This is a genomic window from Herbaspirillum sp. DW155, assembly GCF_037076565.1.
Classification (GTDB): Bacteria; Pseudomonadota; Gammaproteobacteria; order Burkholderiales; family Burkholderiaceae_D; genus Herbaspirillum.
In genome coordinates, this window is sequence record NZ_AP029028.1 from 918,869 (window position 1) to 936,256 (window position 17,388).

Genomic DNA, 17,388 nt, shown 5'->3' on the forward strand with positions numbered 1-17,388 from the left:
AGAAAAAATTCAGTAAAAAATTCAGGAGACACACCATGACACTCGCAGCCCAACGCATCCTCATCATCGGCGGCGGTTTTTCCGGCACGTCGGCCGCCATCGAACTGCGCCGCCTTGGCGCCCAGGTCGATCTGGTGGAACTCGATGCGCAGTGGCGCAACTATGGCGCCGGCATCAGCCTGGGCCCGGCCACCCTGCGCGCCTTGAAGCAGCTGGGCGTGCTCGATGCCTTCCTGCGTGAAGGCGCTGCCGGTGATGGCGTGCACCTGTGCCTGCCGCATGGCCCGCAGGTCGCCGTGCTGCCCACGCCACGCCTGGCCTCGCCGGACGTGCCGGGTGGCGGTGCGATCCTGCGCCCGGTGCTGGCGCGCATCCTCGCCGATGCTACCCGCGCCGCTGGCACGGACGTGCGTCTGGGCTGCACCTTTACCGCTTTGCGCGAGGTCGGCGATGAAGTCGAAGTCGATTTCACCGACGGCCAGACCCGCCGCTATGACCTGGTGATCGGTGCCGATGGTCTCTATTCCAAATTGCGCGCCCACATCTTCCCCAACGCGCCCAAGCCGCGTTACAGCGGCCAGGCGGTGTGGCGTGCGGTGCTGCCGCGTCCGGCGGAGATCACCACCTGCACCATGTGGATGGGGCCGCGCATCAAGCCCGGCGTCAACCCGGTCTCCAGGGATGAAATGTATCTCTTCGTCACCGAGCCGCGTCCGGTCAACGATCACGTCGATCCGGCCACCTTCGTCGAGCGCCTGCGCGGCCTGCTGGAGGAATTCGGCGCGCCGGTCCTCAAAACCATCCGCGACCAGCTCGATGACAACGCCCGCATCATCTTCCGTCCGCTGGAAGGCATGCTGCTGCCGCGCCCGTGGTATTCGGGCCGTGTGGTCCTCATCGGCGACGCCGTGCATGCCACCACGCCGCACCTGGCCTCGGGGGCCTGCATCGGTATCGAGGATGCGCTGGTGCTGGCGGACGAACTGGCGCGCAATGGCACCGTGCCGCTGGCCCTGTCGGCCTTCGAAGAACGCCGCTGGGAACGCTGCCGCATGGTGGTGGAGAACTCGGCGCGACTGGGCGAGATCGAGGTCGACGGCGGCGACAAGGACGAACATGCCCGCATCATGCGCGAGTCGCACGCCGCGCTGGTCCAGCCGATCTGATCGCACGATAAACAATATAAAAAATAAACGATCCACGGATTTCAATCTGCGCGCAACAAGGAGACACGATGATCACGACCTATTCCAAGCGCGCCCTGGCTGCGCTGATGCTGGCGCACTGTGCCGGCATGATCGATATGGTGGCGCTACCGGTATGGGTCGGCGCGCTGGTGGCCCACTACAGCTTCAATCCCCAGCAGGCCGGCCTGCTGGTGTCGCTGTTTCTGGGCGGGGCGGTGCTGGCCAGCGCCCTGGTGGCGCCGCGCTTCGACCCGCCCACCTCACGCCTGCGAGCGACCCTGGGCTTCAGCATGTCGGCGATCCTGTTCGTACTGGCAGCGCAGACTCATAGCCTGCTGCTGCTGGCGTTGCTGCATGCCGGCTGCGGCATGACGACGGGGCTGGCGCTGAGCGTCACCCACGGCACCATCGCCCGGGGCGTCAATCCGCATCGCGGCTTCGCTGTGGTGGGCATGGCACTGGGCGTGTTCGCCATTGTGTTTTTAGGCGGCTCGCCGGTCATCATTGCCGCTCAGGGTGGCCAGGCCCTGTTCTACATCTTCGGGGGTGTCATGGCCGTAGGCGCACTGGCGTGCGCGCTCGCGTTTCCTCTTCCCGAGACCGATGGCATCCTGCCTCGTGGTGGCCCGCGCGAGCCGATGCCACGGGTGTTGTGGTTCGGCATTGCCGGGGTTGCCTGCATGGGGTTGGTGCAATCGATGATCTTCAGTTTCCTGGAACGGGTCGGCATGGATCGCGGTTTCGGTCACGAAGCGTTGACCGGCGTGCTCATCGCCCTGGGTTTCGTCAATCTGCTGCCGGCACCGCTGGCGGCCCTGTTCGAAAAGCGCCTGCCAGCCCGTGGCGTGCTGATGGTGGGGCCGCTGGTCCAGGCCATGCTGGCCGCCGTGATGATGTCCTCGACGCACTTTGCGCCCTATGCCGTCGCCGCCGCAGTATTTGCCGCCGTGATGATCTTCTCCCACACCTTCGGCTTCGGCCTGATGGCCCGGCTCGATCGCAGCGGCCGCGCCCTGGCCGCCACTCCCGCCATGCTGATGACGGGGGCCGCCATCGGCCCCATCCTCGGCGGCACGCTGGTGCAGGACTGGGGCTATACCTGCCTGGGCTCGGTGGCGATCGCACTGGGGCTGACGGCATCGTTTTGTTTTTCCCGGCTGCCGCGTGGCGCCGCTGTTCAATCTCAGGAGGCATTGGCATGACCGCACCCTTGCACGCAGGTCGACGTCATCGTTTCGTCGACTTGTCCATCTATCTTGAAAACGACGTGCTCTCCGATCCGCCACCGCTGGCACCGAAGATCACTTATCAGAAGCACGCTGACACCTTGCCGGAATTCATGGCCATGCTGCCCGGCACCCGACCCGAGGATTATCCCGACGGCGAGGCCGCAGCCGCCGAGTGGGTCACCCTGACCACGCACAATGGCACGCACCTGGATGCACCCTGGCATTTCCACTCTACGCAGGACGCCAAGAACGGCGGTGCCCGTCCCTCCATCACCATCGATGAAGTGCCGCTGGAATGGTGCTTCCAGGCCGGCGTGAAGCTGGACTTCCGGCACTTCCCTGACGGCTACGTCGCCACGGCGGCGGATGTGGAAGCCGAACTCAAACGCATCGGTCACGTCCTGCAGCCGCTCGATATCGTGGTGGTCAATACCCGCGCAGGCTCGCGCTATGGTCACCGCGACTATCTGGGGGCCGGCTGCGGCATGGGCTACGAAGCCACCATGTACCTGCTCGAACGCGGCGTGCGCCTGACCGGCACCGATGCCTGGAGCTGGGATGCGCCGTTTTCCTATACCGCCCAGCGCGTGGCCGAGACCGGCAACAAGGCTTTGATCTGGGAGGGCCACAAGGCCGGCCGCGACATCGGCTACTGCCATCTGGAAAAACTCCACAACCTCGAGGCCTTGCCGGCACACGGCTTCACCATCAGCTGCTTCCCGCACAAGATCCGTGGCGCAAGCGCCGGCTGGACGCGGGCGGTGGCGATCTTCGACGAACCCTGACGCCGGTCTGCTGCACCGGCAGCGACCAGCGGATTTACGATGCATAGGAGTCCATGATGTCCTTCCCCCCCATTCACCGCGTCGTCACCGGCCACGATGCGCAAGGCCGATCCATCATCACCAGCGACGGTCCGCTGCCCACCGTGGTCGAGGTGGCCGCCATCCCCGGCACGCTCTTCCATGAGGTCTGGAACACCAGCACCACGCCCGTGCGCGTGGACAATGGCGCCGATCCCAGCGTGGGACCACTGGTACTGTCGCCCCCCGAGCGCGGCACGCGCATGCGCTTCGTCGACATCCCGCCCGATACCGAGGAATTCCTCGCCAGCGCCAAGAGCAAGATGCACGAAGCCTTCAGCCAGATCGGCGAAGCCCAGGCCTCCACCGTGCAGGCGGATTCGCCGCATCCGCTGATGCACCGGACCGAATCGGTGGATTACGGCATCGTCATCGAAGGCGAGATGACCCTGGTTCTGGAGCGTGGCGAAGTCGCCCTCAAGCCCGGCAGCGTGGTCGTGCAGCGCGGCACCAACCATGCCTGGGCCAATCGTTCGGGCAAGCCTTGCCGCATGCTCTTCATCCTGATCGATGGCGAATATGATCCGGCCATCGCCGCACAACTGGGCAAGGAGCACGCATCATGAAGTTCGCCACCCTGCGTGACGGCACGCCCGATGGCGCGCTGGTGCTGGTCGCCCGCGACGCCCGCAGTGCCTTGCCGGTGCCACGGATCGCCACCACCCTGATCGATGCCATGGCCCGCTGGGACGAGGTATATCCCGCATTGGCCGCGCATTATCAGGCGCTCAATGAAGGCCGCGCCGAAGGTGTCATCCCCTTCGATGCGCAGCAGTGCATGGCGCCGCTGCCGCGTGCGCCGCAATGGCTGGATGCCTCGGCCTTCCTCAATCATGGCCGGCTGATGGAGGAAGCGTTCAAGACGGCGCCCATCCCCAACTTCGATACGGTGCCCGTGATGTACCAGGGCGCCAGCGATGATTTCCTCGGTCCGTATCAGGATGTGCCGCTGCGCTCGGAACAGGAGGGCATCGATTTCGAAGGCGAGTTCGGTGTGGTGGTCGGCCCGGTGGCCATGGGGGCTACACCGGAAGAAGCGCTGCGCGCCGTGCGTCTGGTGGTCCAGCTCAACGACTGGAGCCTGCGCGCGCTCGGTCCGCATGAGATGAAGACCGGCTTTGGCTTCCTGCAGGCCAAGCCCTCCACCGCCTTTGCACCCATTGCCGTCACTCCCGATGAACTGGGCGATGCCTGGCGCGATGGTCGCGTGCAGATGCATCTGCACGTGCAATGGAATGGCACACGTTTCGGTCAGCCGCACGGTGGCGAGATGAATTTCTCCTTCGGCCAGCTGATCGCGCACGCCGCCCACAGCCGCCGCCTCACGGCCGGTTGCATCATCGGCTCGGGCACGGTGTCCAACGTGGCGCGTGCTGCCGGCTCGGCCTGCATCGCCGAGCGGCGCGTGATTGAAAAGATCGACCAGGGTGAAATCCGCACCGGCTTCATGCATTTCGGCGATACGGTGCGCATGCAGGCCTGCTACGAGGATGGCCGCGAAGGTCCGTTCGGCGTGGTGCAGCAACGCGTGGTGCAGGCGCCATGAAGGTTCTGGTCACGGGGGCCGGTGGCTTCATCGGCGCGACGCTGTTGCAGTTGCTGCAGCAGGCCGGGCAGGTCGGCCACCGGCGCATCACGCGGCTGGCCGCCATGGACCGGCAGTTGCCGGCGTTGTCCGGCGAGGTCGAACGTATCGAAGGCGAATTGCAGGATGCGCGGGTGCAGGCGCGTCTGGCGCAGTTCGGTGCCGATGTTTGCTTTCATCTGGCGGCGGTGCCGGGGGGCGCCGCCGAAGCCGATCCGGTGCTGAGTCGCCGCGTCAATCTCGATGCCACGCTGGACCTGTTTGACTTGCTGGCCTCCGGCCGCGCGGCAGGGGAAGCGCCTCCTGTGGTGGTCTATGCCAGCAGCATCGCGGTCTATGGCACCCCCTTGCCGAACCCGGTGACCCCGGCCACGCCCACGCGGCCGGCGCTGATCTATGGCGCCCACAAGCGCGCCTGCGAAGTCCTGCTGGCCGATGCCACGCGCCGTGGCCGGCTCGATGGCCGCTCGCTGCGCCTGCCGGGTATCGTGGCACGTCCACGGGTGGCGTCGGGCCTTGTCTCGGCCTTCATGAGCGAACTGCTGCATGCGCTGGCCGCCGGTGAACCGGTGAGCCTGCCGGTCAGTCCGCAGGCCACGGCCTGGTGGATGTCGGCACAGCGCTGCGCCGAGAATCTGCTGCATGCGGCGATCATGGATCCGACGCTCGATACCGAGGGCCATAGTGAACGTACCTGGGCGCTGCCGGTGCTGAGGCTGTCGATGCAGGAAGTGGTCGATACCCTCTCTGCATTGTATGGCGTGGATGGACGCGCGCTGGTGCGCTATGCCCCGCAAGAACAGGTGGAGGCGGTCTTTGGCCGTTATCCCGTCCTCGATGATGGCATTGCACGCCGCCTCGGGCTGCGTGATGACGGTTCCCCCGAGGAGCTGGTGCGTCGCGCCTTGTCTCCTTTTTCCTGAGCACCCCGGAGCCGCTGCGTTGCTGCGTGTTCCGGTGTCCGTGCTGCAGCGACATTCTGGTCCGGTCTCGCGGTAAGGGGACTTGCGACACCTTTCCTCCGGCTCCAAATTTTTTGCAGTGACTTCGACGCTACGTCAGCCTTGCGTCAGCTATAAAAATCAATGCTGCTCTAGAATAGTTCCCGCCAGCCAGGATTGGAAAACGTGAGGGAAGGGGCGTCATCGCCAGGCGCAGCAATGCCGTGCAGGCAGGGCTGCGCGGGGACCCATCGGCGAATGCAACCGGGCGCGTGGCTGGCGCATCCACAGTAGCCTGATCCATCAAAAATCTAATATTAAGGACTGCAATGCTTCAACGTATTTTCAATGCAGCCAGATTTGTGGTGCGACAAGGCGATGCCACCGTGTATGACAAGGTGTTGAGCATACAGAGGAAATGGGAGTCATCGTTTGTCGGTGCCGTGGCTGTTCGCGATGCGATCACGCAATACGGCGCGATGTTCCAGCGGCTGCAGCGCAAGCTGTTCGACGATCCGGATTTCTTGAAACTGACATGACGGGATGGGAGCCTGGCCGCAATGGCTGCCGGGCTCGGGGAAAACAATGAACAGGATCTTGACCGCGTTGCCGGTCTTCTTCGGGGCACTGCTGCTCTGTTGTGCTGCGCGGGCCGCCACCGGATTGGGCATCGAGTTGGGCGACGACGTGAGCAGCGTCAGGCAGGCGCTGCAGACCGAGATGCCAGAAGAGACGGAGATGTCGCCCGCCATGGGCTCATCGGTCATTCATCTGAGAACGCGCGGCATATGGGTCTTCCTGACCGCAGGAAAGGTGGCGACGATCCGCCTGGATGCGCCTTATGCCGCAGCCGTGAACGGGATCAGGATCGGCGATGGCTACGGCAAGCTCATGTCCACCATGGGGCAACCCAAGTTCGCCTTTCCATTTGGTAATTTGCAGGCATTCACCTATCCGCTGGATGGCAGTTCGTATATCCGGTTCGATCTCGATGAGGACGGTGTACAAATCATTTACATCCTTCCCGCCAGAAAAAAATAGTTCACCCACTGATGAGGAGTCACGATTGAATTGTTTCAAAACCACGATCATTGCGAGCATGCTGCTTGCCGCCAATCTCGCCGTGGCGCAGATGACCCCGGCCAACGGCCTCAATTTCAAACTGGGCGACGACGTGGCCACGGTCAAGGCAGCGTTGCATACCAATCAGGATCCCGAGCAACCGGAGTCGCCTTTCCCTGTCCAGGTGCCGATGCAAGTGCAGATGAAACAAGTCTTGCACCTGCGCACCAAGGGCATCACCGTCACGTTCGGCCGGAAGCAGGTGGCAGAACAGATCCTGCTCGACTCGCCGTTCGCAGGATCGGTCGCCGGTATCAAACTGGGTGACAACGAAGCCAAGATCCGTGCCGTCATGGGCAAGCCGATCAAGGAACCCTGGACCTTCGGTACCAATCGTTTCTTCTTGTATGCGCTTGACGACAGTGCTTACATTCAGTTCACCGTCACCGAAGACGGCGGTGTTCAGGCCATCATCATCAAAAAATAAGTACGCCGTCGTGACCGGAGGATGGCACGCGCAGCACTGCGGCCATCCGCCTCAGGCCGCCAGGCCGAATGCTTCCAGCGTATAAGGCTGCCGCTGCTGCAGCACCTCGGCCAGTTCCATGGCCTTGCTGAACAGCCAGCCCTGCGCATGGATCTGCGGTGCGATACCGCGAATCAGGCGCAACTGTTCTTCGGTCTCGATACCCTCGATGACCACCTTCAGTTCCAGCTCGGTGGCCAGACGCAGCAGGTTGGGGACCACCGAGCGCAGTGGCGAGCCGGTGCTCAAGGCACTGGTGAACAGCCGGTCGATCTTGATGCCGTCAAACTGCGCATACGACAGGTGCGAGAGATTGGCGCTGCCGGTGCCGAAGTCATCGATCCAGATCGCAAAGCCCGCCTGACGCAGCACTTCGATGTTGCGCGTGAAGAGGGGCGAGCGGATGTCGGCGCGCTCGGTCACTTCCAGATGCAGTTGCGGGCGTAGCCCGGGTGCGGGCGTGGTGAGTTCGAGGGCGAAGTCGATGAAGTCCGTATCCTCGATGTCGGCCACCTCGGTATTGACCGCCAGCACCAGCGACGGATCGGCCTGCAGCAGGTCGTGCATCTCGCGCAGCGCCCGTGCCAGCACCACCTTGGCCAGCGCCGTGCTGAGCCGGTTCTGCGCCGCCAGCGGCACGAAGATGTCGGGACCGATTTCAGGTTCATCGGCAGGCCGCCAGCGCGCCAGCGCTTCGTAACCCTTCAGGCTCAGGTCGCGCACGCAGACGATGGGTTGATACAGCAGCACGATCTCATCGCTGGCGATGCCTTCGCGCAGTTTCTGCAGCACGCCCTGGTGGCGGCGCAGGCGCAGATAGACCAGATAGGCCAGCGCACCCAGCAGGCCACTGCCGGCCAGCACCGCGAGGAAACTCAGTGGCTGGGCCAGCGCAAACCAGTGCAGGTGGGCCGAAGCCTGTGCGCAGATGGCCATGTCAGGGCTGCATTCGGTGATGTCGATGCCGGGTAGCAGCTCGATCGCCCCGGAAGGGTTGTAACGCAGGCCCTCGCGCTGGGCATAGGTATGCGTGCCGTCGCCATTGGTAATGCGCAGCGACACGTCCTGATAAAAGCGGTTCAGGTCAAAGGTCGAGGGCGAAGAGATGGCCAGGCTGTGATTGAGGGCCACCAGGTTGCTCATGTAACGCGTCCGCCATATCGCCTGGTTGCTCCATACCTTGAAGCCGCCCCTGGCCTGATAGTGCGGCTCGGGCAGGCCGGTGGCCTGTTCCAGCCTGCCCCACAGCGCCGTGCAGCGCACCGCGCCTTGCTCGATGCGGCCCAGGTCGGCCACGTAGTTGTTGGCATACGCGATATTGCGCAGGATGGCCAGGTCGCCCTCGGAGCAGGCTTCGAACGGACTGGCCTCGGCGCGCCGCAGTGCATCCACGGTGGCACGGCTGGCATCTTCCGCGCGTTGCAGCGCCTGTATCGACGAAGCATCGATGTGGCGGATCTCGGAAAGGGTCAGCGCAAGCTGGGCCAGGATGATTCCTCCCGCCATGCTGCTGCAGGCCCAGAGAAGAATTTTCCACAGGGAAACGCGCCGGAGGACTTTGCGGTTCATTGCTCAAAAAGAAATTATTTCGGGCAAGCTTAATTTAAAACCGCGTCTCCCTATCTGGTTTTTTTCGTCGCCGCTTGTTTTGCATCGCGTTTTGCAGCGTTTTCCCAACGTGCAGTCAATCCGTCCTGTGCAAGTGATGCGTGCAGTCCACGAATCTGGCCAGTCCTCGCTTTCATGAGGGATGGCTCACGGCATGTGCTATTGCGTCGGGATCAGGAAGTGACCTTGACCGCGCCACCGATGGAGCTGCTAACCACGAGGAGCCGAGCCGGATGCGCTGATCTGAACATATTTTTTAAAATATTTACGCAGGGATACATGATGATTTCCCTCGGAAAATATTCACTTCTCCCGACGCAGCGCGCGCGGCGCAGTGCTACGTGGTGATCGACCAGAGCAAGCTGGGCCGTTTCCGTCCGGCCTTCTACAGCACGCTGGAAGTGTTTTCGGGGATCGTGGTGGGCGGAACACCGGAACAGGATCAACTGGACCTGTTCTCGGACTTTCCCATCGAGGTGGTGGCGGGCTGAGACCCGCCACCGGCGTGCTGCTCAGGCAGGTCAGTTGCGGGTGGCGATGGAGGGATAGTCGCCGAAGCCTTCCGGCCAGGGCGTGAGGATTTCATAGCCCTTGGCCGTCACCACCACCATGTGTTCCCACTGCGCCGACAGCGAGCCGTCGGCGGTCAGCACGGTCCAGCCATCGTCGAGCTGGCGGGTGTGGCGCTTGCCGGCGTTCAACATCGGTTCGATGGTGAAGATCATGCCTTCCTTGAGCGGCAGGCCGCTGTTGCGCTGGCCGTAGTGCAGCACCTGCGGCTCATCGTGATAGATGGTGCCGATGCCGTGGCCGCAGTATTCGCGCACCACCGAGAAGCCGTCGCGCTGGGCCACGGTCTGGATGGCGTGGCCGACGTCGCCCAGCGTGGCACCGGGCCGCACTGCCCGAATGCCTGCGCACATCGCCTCATAGGTGGTGTTGACCAGCTTGCGCGCGGTGGCGTTGGGAGAACCGACGAAGTACATGCGGCTGCAGTCGCCATACCAGCCATCCTTGATGACGGCCACATCGATGTTGATGATGTCGCCATCCTTGAGCACCTGGCCGCCGGGAATGCCGTGGCAGATCACGTCATTGACGGAACTGCAGATGGTCTTGGGAAAGCCGTGGTAGCCAACGTTGGCCGGGATGGCCTGCTGCACCTTGACGATGTGGTCGTGGCAGATGCGATCCAGTTCGTCGGTGGTGACGCCAGCCTTGACGTGCTCGGCCACGATGTGCAGCACTTCGGCCGCCAGTTGCCCGGCCACGCGGGCCTGGGCGATTTCTGCGGCGTTGCGCAGCTTTACTTTTCTCATGCTTGTCTGTTCGGTGGGTGCCGCGGGGTGCGCAGCGGTCGTTCGGGCGACTATTTTAGCCGGGGTGGCGCCCGGCTGCCGCATTGCCTGCGTTTGCCCGTGTTGCGCGGGTTTCGGGCGAGGTGTTCATTGCTTCACGGCGCCACCCGGGAGAGGCCTTTTGCGGTGTTCCCGTGCCGGATCATATGAACCGCCGGACCGCCCGCGGACCCAGCAAGGCCACCGCCATCATCACCAGCGACACGCCCACGAAACTCGCCCGCAGATCCAGATGCTCGGCCACGCCGCCGATGCACACCGGTCCCAGCAGCATGCCGACGTAGGCGAAGCGCGCCACGGCGGCGATGCTCTCGGCGGCCGGCATGCCTGGTACGCGCGCAGCGGCCAGGAAAAAGATCGGCATCAGGTTGGCAATGCCCAGTCCGGCCAGCAGCAGGCCGGTCATGGTCGCCAGGGGTGTGGGCAAGGCCGCGGCCAATGCGATGCCGGCAGCACCCGCCACCCCGCTCCAGAGCAGCGTGCGCAGGCCGCCGATGCGGGCACGGATGCGGTCGCCCGTCAGGCGTCCGGCGGCCATGCCGGTGGAGAAGGCGGCATAGCTGTAGCTGACCCAGGCCGCCGGAGACTGCGCCACGTCGCGCATGTACACCGCCGCCCAGTCATACATGCCGCCCTCGCACATGAGCGCGAGGAATGCGATCACGCCCAGTACCAGCACCATGCGCCGTGCCGACTTGCCGCCGCCCGCAGTGGCTGCCGTTTCATCGTGGACTTCATCGGGCAGTGCAAAGGATCCGATGGACAACGCCACCGCCAGCGTCACCGCCGCCACCAGCGTGGCGTGCGCCAAGGGCGACAGGCCGGGCAGGGCGCCCAGGGCCGAGCCGGCAATGCCACCGATGCTGAACATGGCATGCAGGGTGGACATGATGGGCCGGCTGCGCCCGCCTTCCACGAGTGCAGCCTGCACCGACATGGCCACGTCGAAAGCGGCCATGGCGCTGCCGAATACCAGCAGCAGCGCCACCAGCATCCAGAACTGAGGTGCCAGCGGAATGAGCAGCAGCGTGGCGGCATAGAGGATGCCCGCCTGGCGCAGGGCGCGCGCGCTGCCTACGCGCGCGATCCACTTGCCGGACTGGCCCATGGTCAGCAGCGCGCCGCCGGCCACGGCCAGCATGGCCAGCGACAGCACGGCATCGGACAGGGCGAAGCGTTCCTTCACCGAAGGGATGAGCACGCCCCAGGTGGCGAAGGTGGCGCCATTGACGAAGAATTGCGCCATGGTGGCGCGGGTGGCGTTGCGGATGCGATGTTGCCCGGAGGTGGATACGGATGAGCTGCCTGAATGCATGGAAAACCTGCGCAATGAATCAAAGAGCGTGACTGTGCCAGTTTTTGATGCATTCGTTAAATGGAATCTGCGGATGAGCTTGCCCGGCGGTGACGGCGGATGAGGATAGGTTGGCGCCAGCGTATCGAGAAATCCGAACCCGGATTTCACTGAAAGAGAGTATTTCAGCCTGTGCTGAAACACGGATTTTCAGTGACATGGCGCTTTCTTCCGTGTTGCTGTACCGATCCCTTGTTCAAGGACAACGGCCCGCAAAAAAGCCCGGCCAGCTTGCGCCGGACCGGGCTGAGGGACTACCGAGGAGGAGTTTCGGCTGATCGCTTTACCACTCGGCAAAGCTGCCATCCTTGTGGCGCCAGATCGGGTTGCGCCAGCGGTGGCCGACTTCGGCGCGCTGACGGACATACTCTTCGTTGATCTCGATGCCCAGGCCAGGGCCTTGAGGGATCTTGACGTAGCCGTCTTCATACGCGAACACGTTCTTGTCGCGGATGTAGTCCAGCAGGTCATTGCTTTCGTTGTAGTGGATGCCCAGGCTCTGCTCCTGGATGAAGGCGTTGTAGCTGCCGGCATCGACCTGCAGGCAGGAGGCCAGCGCGATCGGGCCCAGCGGGCAGTGCAGCGCCAGCGCCACGTCGTAGGCTTCGGCCATCATGGCGATCTTGCGGGTCTCGGTGATGCCGCCGGCGTGCGAGACGTCCGGCTGGATGATGTCCACGTAGCCTTCCGACAGGATGCGCTTGAAGTCCCAGCGCGAATACAGGCGCTCGCCCAGCGCGATCGGGGTCGAGGTCAGGTGGGCGATTTCCTTCAGGGCTTCCGAGTTCTCCGACAGCACCGGTTCTTCGATGAACATCAGCTTGTACGGCTCCAGTTCCTTGATCAGCACCTTGGCCATGGGCTTGTGCACGCGGCCGTGGAAGTCCACGCCGATGCCCACGTTCGGGCCCACGGCTTCACGCACGGCTTGCACGTTGGCCAGGGTCAGTTCGATCTTGTCGTGGCTGTCGATGAATTGCAGTTCTTCGGTGCCGTTCATCTTCACGGCGGTGAAGCCACGGGCCACGGCATTCTTGGCGGCGGCTGCCGTATCGGCCGGGCGGTCGCCGCCGATCCACGAATAGACGCGAATCGAGTTGCGCACCGCGCCACCCAGCAGCTGGTGCACGGGCACGCCCAGGGCCTTGCCCTTGATGTCCCACAGCGCCTGGTCGATGCCGGCCAGGGCGCTCATGTGGATGGCGCCGCCGCGATAGAAGCCGCCGCGATAGAGCACGGTCCAGTGGTCTTCGATGTTGCGCGGATCTTTGCCGACCAGGTAGTCGGCCAGTTCATCCACGGCCGCCGCGACGCTGTGCGCGCGGCCTTCCACGATGGGCTCACCCCAGCCGACGATGCCTTCGTCGGTTTCGATCTTGAGGAAGCACCAGCGCGGGGGCACGATGAAGGTAGAGATCTTGGTGATTTTCATTGTTCTGTCCGGTTATGCGTTTAAGTGCGTTTGATCTGTTCTGCAGATAAATGATCGTGATTCGATCTGTTGAAACGATGAATGTCGGTGGCGAAAAATCAGCCCAGCGCCTTCCAGGCCGCTACGAAGGCGTCTGCACGCTGGCGCACCGCATCGGCGGAGAGGCCCGGTGTGTACAGGGCCGAGCCCAGGCCGAAGCCCGAAGCACCCGCTGCGCGGAACACGGCCATGCCCTCGGGCGTGATGCCACCCACCGGCAAGAGCGCGATGTCGCGGGCGATCACGGCACGCCAGGCCTTGACCACCTGCGGGCCCAACTGTTCGGCCGGGAACATCTTGAGCACGTCGGCGCCGTTCTCCAGCGCGGCGAAAGCTTCGGTCACGGTGGCCACGCCCGGAGCGCTGTAGAGGCCGGCATCACGCGCGGCGCGAATCACGGCGCCATCGCTGTGGGGCATGACGATCAGCTCGCCACCGGCATTCTTGACGTCCTGCACCAAGGCGGGTTTCAGGACCGTGCCGGCACCGACGATGCAGTCGGCCGGCAGGCTCTTGCGCAGGATGCTGATGCTGGCCAGCGGTTCGGGCGAATTGAGCGGCACTTCGATGATGCGAAAACCGCTTTCATACAGGGCCGCGCCGATGGCTTGGGCCTCGTCGTTGCGCACGCCGCGCAGGATGGCGATCATGCCGGTGCTGCGCAGGGCGTCGTGGAATCGTTGGGCTTGGGTGGTCATGGTTTCTTCCGTGTTGCGTTGTGCGGGTGGGAGCGGATCAGGCCAGCAGGCCGGCGTGCTGCGCCAGTACCCACAAGCCCGATTCGGTAGCGCCATCGGCCTGGCTGGCCGGGCCCAGTCCATAGAGATCCAGCGCCAGCTGGTAGCGGCGGCACAGGCCAGGATCGCCGATGAGGACGATGGCCGGTGCTGCTGCCGGGTAAAGATTCTTCAGCGCGGCGATTTCGTGGCCGATCAGCAAGCCGGAGAGATAGTCCGGTTGCGCCTCGGCCGCCAGCTCGCCGGTCAGGCCCAGGGTGCGGCTGCTGAAGATGTTGGAGAGCACACCGGTCTTGCCCTGCGGACCCTGCGCCACACCGGCACCGCGCAGGAAGGCGGCATCATCGGCGACCTCGGGCTTGTGCATGGTGCGGCCCAGGATGGTGTGGCCGCACAGGGCGCCATACACCTCGCCGGTCATGAAGGTATCGAAATGCTCGATGCGGCCGTCGACCACGCGCACCCACTTGGAGTGCGTACCGGGCAGGCCGATCAGCAGCTCACGCTCCTGGCGGGTTTGCAGGGCGCCGATGACCTGGGTCTCTTCGCCGCGCATGACGTTGGGCAGAGCGCCCTGCTCCAAGAGGCCGGGCACGATCCATAGCGGACGGCCCAGGCCGGTATCGACCTCGGTCAACTGGCGGGCGATCAGTGCGGGTGCCAGCGGTACGTTCAGGTAGGCGGCCTCGCGCCAGCCCTGCTTGCTGCCGACCATGCCGGCGGCGATCAGCGGTGCGCGCGGTGCGGCCTTGAGCCAGTCGCCGCAGGCTGCTTCCAGTGCGGCACGGTAAGGCGCATGGGCATCCTCGCCGTGACCCACGGCCGGCAGGTTCATGATGCCCCAGGGATGGGCGCGGCGCTCCAGCACCTGGCCGTTGCCATCGAAGCGATAGCAGCGCAGCGAGGAGGTGCCCCAGTCGAGGGCGATCAGGGCGCAGTCTTGGTTAAGCTCTTGGTTCATCGTCATTGCGCGCCGGCGTCAGCGCGCCAGGCTGGTGTGTTGGGTATGGGCCTGGAACGGCTCCTGGGCGATGTCGCAGACCGTGAAGCGGGTCAGCAGCACCATGTCTTCGCCGGGTGCCAGGGCGATCAGGCCGGGTTGGTTGGGCTGGTGGAAGGCATCGATGGGATGCGTGACCGGTTCCAGGCAGAAATACGGCAAGCCATTGGGCCGGAACATCAGCACGTAGCCGCTGCGGTCGGTGGTCTGCATCTGCAGGCGCAGGCCGCGCGTCGGGTCTTCGATCATGGCCAGACCATCCCAGCCCTCGAAGCAGTTGTCGATCAGGCCGCCCTCCAGTGAGGCGGCGCGGTTGTAATCCCAGCCTGCCGGCAGTTGGCGCGTGAAACCGGTGGGAATGCGGTCAGGTCCGGACAGCCAGACGCCGCGCGAACGGAATTGCAGGCGCGTCTGCGCATCATGCAGGAAGTAGGGATGCAGGCCCAGACCGTAGGGCAGGGTCTCTTCGCCGGTGTTGGTCACGCGCAGTTCGATCTCCAGCGCGTTCTCGCGCAGGGTCAGCAGCTGGCGTGCACGATAGACGTAGGGATTGCCGTCGCAGCGGTCCGACTCCAGTTCCAGCGTCATGCGATCCTCGGCCTGGGCCGCGATGGACCATGCCTGGCGCCAGCTGTCGCCGTGGATGGGATAGGGTTCGCCAGGACGGTTGGGCGCCAGCGGATAATGCTTGCCGTTGAAATCGAAGCCGCCGCCGGTGATGCGATTGGACCAGGGCAGCAGCGGGAAACACGAGGTCGCATAGAGTGCAGCCGGATCGGCGCTCCACGGGCGCAGCAGCGGCAGCCACTTGCGTTCACGCTGCCACTCCCATCCGGCCAGTGCGCCGCCCAGCGTGGGCAGCACGTGCAGGCGCTGGCGCCCTGATTGCAGGGTATGGATTTCCGGCAGCCCCGGAGGACTGGTGCGGCGGGCATCGCTTGCTCGGGATGGCATGGTGTCTCTTGTCTTGTTATGGAGTGCAGCGCGCAGCATCGGCGTTGAAGTGCGGCGTCCCATCGTGGGGACAGTGAAGTCGTTAGCAGGAAGAAGGAGTGGGCTCACGGTGGGTTTGCGCTCGGTCTTCAGGCGGTGCGCTTCAAAAAAATCAGGCCGATGCTATCACCGCCCTCCGATAGGGAATAATGAAAAAAAGATCGCAAACGATATCAAAATTGCGCGTTCCCTGCCGGCGGCGGGAACGACTGCCGGGCATGCGCCAGCGCGGCGCATCCGCCGGGCAGGATGCCCCAACGATGTGCGAAACGGTATCGAAAAACATTAAAAATTCATTGGATGCGAATTGGTCGCTTGCCTAATATGGAGCGCGAATCAAGGACGATCAGGGCTGTCCGCGATTCCAACCGCACCGCGCCGCTTCCAATCCATACCTACAAGTCAAACGCAATCTGGCGCAGCGCACCCCAACGCATAGAACAAAGGGAAGTCCACAATTCCCTGCCAACGGAGACTGACAATGAACTCGAAGAGAAGAGCGCTTCTGGGCGCAGCCATTTGCATGAGCCTGGGTAGCAGCGCCATGAGCCTTTCGGCCTTTGCCGCCGACAAACCACTGACCATGGGCTTCTCGCAGGTGGGCGCCGAGAGCGAATGGCGTACCGCCAATACCGTATCGATCAAGGAGGCGGCCAAGCAGGCCGGCGTCAATCTGAAATTCGCCGATGCCCAGCAGAAACAGGAAAACCAGGTCAAGGCAATCCGCTCCTTCATCGCGCAAAAGGTCGACGTGATCGCCTTCTCCCCGGTGGTGGAGTCGGGCTGGGAAACGGTGCTGCGTGAAGCCAAGGCCGCCAAGATCCCGGTCATCCTGACCGACCGCGCCGTCAACGTCAGCGACAAGTCGCTCTATGTGACCTTCATCGGTTCGGACTTCGTGGAAGAAGGCCGCCGTGCCGGTCGCTGGCTGCTGGACAAGGCCAAGAGCATGCCGGCCGGTGACATCAACATCGTCGAACTGCAAGGCACCGTCGGTTCGGCGCCAGCGATCGACCGCAAGGCCGGCTTCGAGGAAATCATCAAGAGCGAACCGCGCCTGAAGATCATCCGCTCGCAGACCGGCGACTTCACCCGCGCCAAGGGCAAGGAAGTGATGGAAGCCTTCCTCAAGGCCGAGGGCAAGAAGATCAACGTGCTCTATGCGCACAATGACGACATGGCCATCGGCGCCATCCAGGCCATCGAAGAAGCGGGCCTCAAGCCAGGCAAGGACATCACCATCATCTCCATCGATGGCGTCAAGGGGGCCTTCGAAGCCATGATGGCCGGCAAGCTCAATGTGACCGTCGAATGCAGCCCGCTGCTGGGCCCGCAACTGATGCAGATCGCCAAGGACATCAAGGCCGGCAAGGAAGTGCCCAAGCGCATCACCACCGAGGAAGGCATCTTCCCGGCGGAGGTGGCGGCCAAGGAATTCCCGAACCGCAAGTATTGAGATTGGGTTTGACGCCGG

The 17,388-nt window shown here is 63.9% G+C and carries 21 protein-coding genes; 12 read left to right on the forward strand and 9 right to left on the reverse strand.

Features of this window, described 5'->3' with window-relative positions; genetic code table 11:
* The first annotated feature begins 35 nt into the window (after nt 1-35).
* The 9 genes from AACH55_RS04145 (at nt 36) to AACH55_RS04185 (ending at nt 7,354) form a co-directional block, all read left to right on the forward strand.
* On the forward strand, nt 36-1,166 hold the full coding sequence (locus AACH55_RS04145) for an FAD-dependent oxidoreductase (protein ID WP_338718160.1): 1,131 nt from the start codon (nt 36-38) through the stop codon (nt 1,164-1,166).
* Nucleotides 1,167-1,234: 68 nt separating this feature from the next.
* Entirely contained in the window at nt 1,235-2,389 is a 1,155-nt protein-coding gene (locus AACH55_RS04150) for an MFS transporter (RefSeq protein WP_338718161.1), read from the forward strand.
* Nucleotides 2,386-3,201 (forward strand): cyclase family protein, encoded by an 816-nt coding sequence (locus tag AACH55_RS04155; protein WP_338718162.1) that lies wholly within the window; start codon nt 2,386-2,388, stop codon nt 3,199-3,201. The genes AACH55_RS04150 and AACH55_RS04155 overlap by 4 nt, the downstream gene beginning before the upstream one ends.
* A gap of 56 nt (nt 3,202-3,257) precedes the next feature.
* The gene (locus tag AACH55_RS04160) at nt 3,258-3,845 is read left to right on the forward strand and encodes a cupin domain-containing protein (protein ID WP_338718164.1); all 588 of its coding nucleotides are present in this window, start codon (nt 3,258-3,260) and stop codon (nt 3,843-3,845) included.
* Nucleotides 3,842-4,825, forward strand: a complete 984-nt coding sequence (locus tag AACH55_RS04165; protein WP_338718166.1) for a fumarylacetoacetate hydrolase family protein — start codon at nt 3,842-3,844, stop codon at nt 4,823-4,825. Before AACH55_RS04160 ends, AACH55_RS04165 begins: the two co-directional genes overlap by 4 nt.
* On the forward strand, nt 4,822-5,787 hold the full coding sequence (locus AACH55_RS04170) for an NAD-dependent epimerase/dehydratase family protein (protein ID WP_338718167.1): 966 nt from the start codon (nt 4,822-4,824) through the stop codon (nt 5,785-5,787). The genes AACH55_RS04165 and AACH55_RS04170 overlap by 4 nt, the downstream gene beginning before the upstream one ends.
* Before the next feature lie 347 nt (nt 5,788-6,134).
* On the forward strand, nt 6,135-6,344 hold the full coding sequence (locus AACH55_RS04175; protein WP_338718168.1) for a hypothetical protein: 210 nt from the start codon (nt 6,135-6,137) through the stop codon (nt 6,342-6,344).
* Between the two features lie 46 nt (nt 6,345-6,390).
* Entirely contained in the window at nt 6,391-6,846 is a 456-nt protein-coding gene (locus tag AACH55_RS04180; protein ID WP_338718169.1) for a hypothetical protein, read from the forward strand.
* 58 nt (nt 6,847-6,904) lie between these two features.
* Nucleotides 6,905-7,354 carry a hypothetical protein gene (locus AACH55_RS04185; protein ID WP_338718170.1) on the forward strand — a complete coding sequence of 150 codons (450 nt, stop codon included), beginning with the start codon at nt 6,905-6,907 and terminating at the stop codon, nt 7,352-7,354.
* A gap of 51 nt (nt 7,355-7,405) precedes the next feature.
* On the opposite strand, the gene AACH55_RS04190 is transcribed toward AACH55_RS04185, so the two are convergent.
* The gene (locus AACH55_RS04190) at nt 7,406-8,899 is read right to left on the reverse strand and encodes an EAL domain-containing protein (RefSeq protein WP_338718171.1); all 1,494 of its coding nucleotides are present in this window, start codon (nt 8,897-8,899) and stop codon (nt 7,406-7,408) included.
* Between AACH55_RS04190 and AACH55_RS04195 the strand changes: the two genes are divergently transcribed.
* Together AACH55_RS04195 and AACH55_RS04200 are read left to right on the forward strand one after the other, a co-directional pair.
* A complete protein-coding gene (locus AACH55_RS04195) occupies nt 8,898-9,140 on the forward strand; it encodes a hypothetical protein (protein ID WP_338718172.1) in 243 nt (80 codons plus the stop codon). The genes AACH55_RS04190 and AACH55_RS04195 overlap by 2 nt on opposite strands.
* Before the next feature lie 202 nt (nt 9,141-9,342).
* Nucleotides 9,343-9,492 carry a hypothetical protein gene (locus AACH55_RS04200; protein WP_338718173.1) on the forward strand — a complete coding sequence of 50 codons (150 nt, stop codon included), beginning with the start codon at nt 9,343-9,345 and terminating at the stop codon, nt 9,490-9,492.
* Between the two features lie 30 nt (nt 9,493-9,522).
* Here the strand turns inward: AACH55_RS04200 and map are convergent, their stop codons facing one another.
* From map to AACH55_RS04240, 8 genes are all read right to left on the reverse strand, one after another.
* Nucleotides 9,523-10,320, reverse strand: coding sequence for a type I methionyl aminopeptidase (gene map / locus AACH55_RS04205; RefSeq protein WP_338718174.1), 798 nt, complete (start codon nt 10,318-10,320; stop codon nt 9,523-9,525).
* A 181-nt stretch (nt 10,321-10,501) separates the two neighbouring features.
* Entirely contained in the window at nt 10,502-11,674 is a 1,173-nt protein-coding gene (locus AACH55_RS04210; protein ID WP_338718175.1) for an MFS transporter, read from the reverse strand.
* A gap of 19 nt (nt 11,675-11,693) precedes the next feature.
* Nucleotides 11,694-11,873: a hypothetical protein gene (locus AACH55_RS04215; protein WP_338718176.1), complete on the reverse strand. Its 180-nt coding sequence runs from the start codon at nt 11,871-11,873 to the stop codon at nt 11,694-11,696.
* A gap of 123 nt (nt 11,874-11,996) precedes the next feature.
* Complete coding sequence (dgoD, locus tag AACH55_RS04220) at nt 11,997-13,145, reverse strand: galactonate dehydratase (protein ID WP_088755358.1); 1,149 nt, start codon at nt 13,143-13,145, stop codon at nt 11,997-11,999.
* A gap of 98 nt (nt 13,146-13,243) precedes the next feature.
* Nucleotides 13,244-13,882 carry a 2-dehydro-3-deoxy-6-phosphogalactonate aldolase gene (locus AACH55_RS04225; RefSeq protein WP_088755357.1) on the reverse strand — a complete coding sequence of 213 codons (639 nt, stop codon included), beginning with the start codon at nt 13,880-13,882 and terminating at the stop codon, nt 13,244-13,246.
* 37 nt (nt 13,883-13,919) lie between these two features.
* Nucleotides 13,920-14,882, reverse strand: a complete 963-nt coding sequence (locus AACH55_RS04230; protein ID WP_338718177.1) for a 2-dehydro-3-deoxygalactonokinase — start codon at nt 14,880-14,882, stop codon at nt 13,920-13,922.
* An 18-nt stretch (nt 14,883-14,900) separates the two neighbouring features.
* A complete protein-coding gene (locus AACH55_RS04235; RefSeq protein WP_338718178.1) occupies nt 14,901-15,875 on the reverse strand; it encodes an aldose 1-epimerase in 975 nt (324 codons plus the stop codon).
* Between the two features lie 151 nt (nt 15,876-16,026).
* Nucleotides 16,027-16,200, reverse strand: coding sequence for a hypothetical protein (locus AACH55_RS04240; RefSeq protein ID WP_338718179.1), 174 nt, complete (start codon nt 16,198-16,200; stop codon nt 16,027-16,029).
* A 195-nt stretch (nt 16,201-16,395) separates the two neighbouring features.
* Here AACH55_RS04240 and AACH55_RS04245 point away from each other — a divergent pair, with 195 nt between their 5' ends.
* Entirely contained in the window at nt 16,396-17,370 is a 975-nt protein-coding gene (locus AACH55_RS04245; protein ID WP_338718180.1) for an ABC transporter substrate-binding protein, read from the forward strand.
* The last annotated feature ends 18 nt before the right edge of the window (nt 17,371-17,388 follow it).

Bases quoted from the DNA above. Each gene is read 5' to 3' on its own strand.
- AACH55_RS04170 (WP_338718167.1), top strand. From the start codon at position 4,822: ATGAAGGTTCTGGTCACGGGGGCCGGTGGCTTCATCGGCGCGACGCTG.
- AACH55_RS04235 (WP_338718178.1), bottom strand. From the start codon at position 15,875: ATGCCATCCCGAGCAAGCGATGCCCGCCGCACCAGTCCTCCGGGGCTG.
- AACH55_RS04180 (WP_338718169.1), top strand. From the start codon at position 6,391: ATGAACAGGATCTTGACCGCGTTGCCGGTCTTCTTCGGGGCACTGCTG.
- AACH55_RS04145 (WP_338718160.1), top strand. From the start codon at position 36: ATGACACTCGCAGCCCAACGCATCCTCATCATCGGCGGCGGTTTTTCC.
- map (WP_338718174.1), bottom strand. From the start codon at position 10,320: ATGAGAAAAGTAAAGCTGCGCAACGCCGCAGAAATCGCCCAGGCCCGC.
- AACH55_RS04195 (WP_338718172.1), top strand. From the start codon at position 8,898: ATGCTGCTGCAGGCCCAGAGAAGAATTTTCCACAGGGAAACGCGCCGG.
- AACH55_RS04240 (WP_338718179.1), bottom strand. From the start codon at position 16,200: ATGTTTTTCGATACCGTTTCGCACATCGTTGGGGCATCCTGCCCGGCG.
- AACH55_RS04215 (WP_338718176.1), bottom strand. From the start codon at position 11,873: ATGTCACTGAAAATCCGTGTTTCAGCACAGGCTGAAATACTCTCTTTC.
- AACH55_RS04225 (WP_088755357.1), bottom strand. From the start codon at position 13,882: ATGACCACCCAAGCCCAACGATTCCACGACGCCCTGCGCAGCACCGGC.
- AACH55_RS04185 (WP_338718170.1), top strand. From the start codon at position 6,905: ATGCTGCTTGCCGCCAATCTCGCCGTGGCGCAGATGACCCCGGCCAAC.
- AACH55_RS04245 (WP_338718180.1), top strand. From the start codon at position 16,396: ATGAACTCGAAGAGAAGAGCGCTTCTGGGCGCAGCCATTTGCATGAGC.
- AACH55_RS04150 (WP_338718161.1), top strand. From the start codon at position 1,235: ATGATCACGACCTATTCCAAGCGCGCCCTGGCTGCGCTGATGCTGGCG.
- AACH55_RS04160 (WP_338718164.1), top strand. From the start codon at position 3,258: ATGTCCTTCCCCCCCATTCACCGCGTCGTCACCGGCCACGATGCGCAA.
- AACH55_RS04230 (WP_338718177.1), bottom strand. From the start codon at position 14,882: ATGAACCAAGAGCTTAACCAAGACTGCGCCCTGATCGCCCTCGACTGG.
- AACH55_RS04175 (WP_338718168.1), top strand. From the start codon at position 6,135: ATGCTTCAACGTATTTTCAATGCAGCCAGATTTGTGGTGCGACAAGGC.
- AACH55_RS04155 (WP_338718162.1), top strand. From the start codon at position 2,386: ATGACCGCACCCTTGCACGCAGGTCGACGTCATCGTTTCGTCGACTTG.
- dgoD (WP_088755358.1), bottom strand. From the start codon at position 13,145: ATGAAAATCACCAAGATCTCTACCTTCATCGTGCCCCCGCGCTGGTGC.
- AACH55_RS04165 (WP_338718166.1), top strand. From the start codon at position 3,842: ATGAAGTTCGCCACCCTGCGTGACGGCACGCCCGATGGCGCGCTGGTG.
- AACH55_RS04210 (WP_338718175.1), bottom strand. From the start codon at position 11,674: ATGCATTCAGGCAGCTCATCCGTATCCACCTCCGGGCAACATCGCATC.
- AACH55_RS04190 (WP_338718171.1), bottom strand. From the start codon at position 8,899: ATGGCGGGAGGAATCATCCTGGCCCAGCTTGCGCTGACCCTTTCCGAG.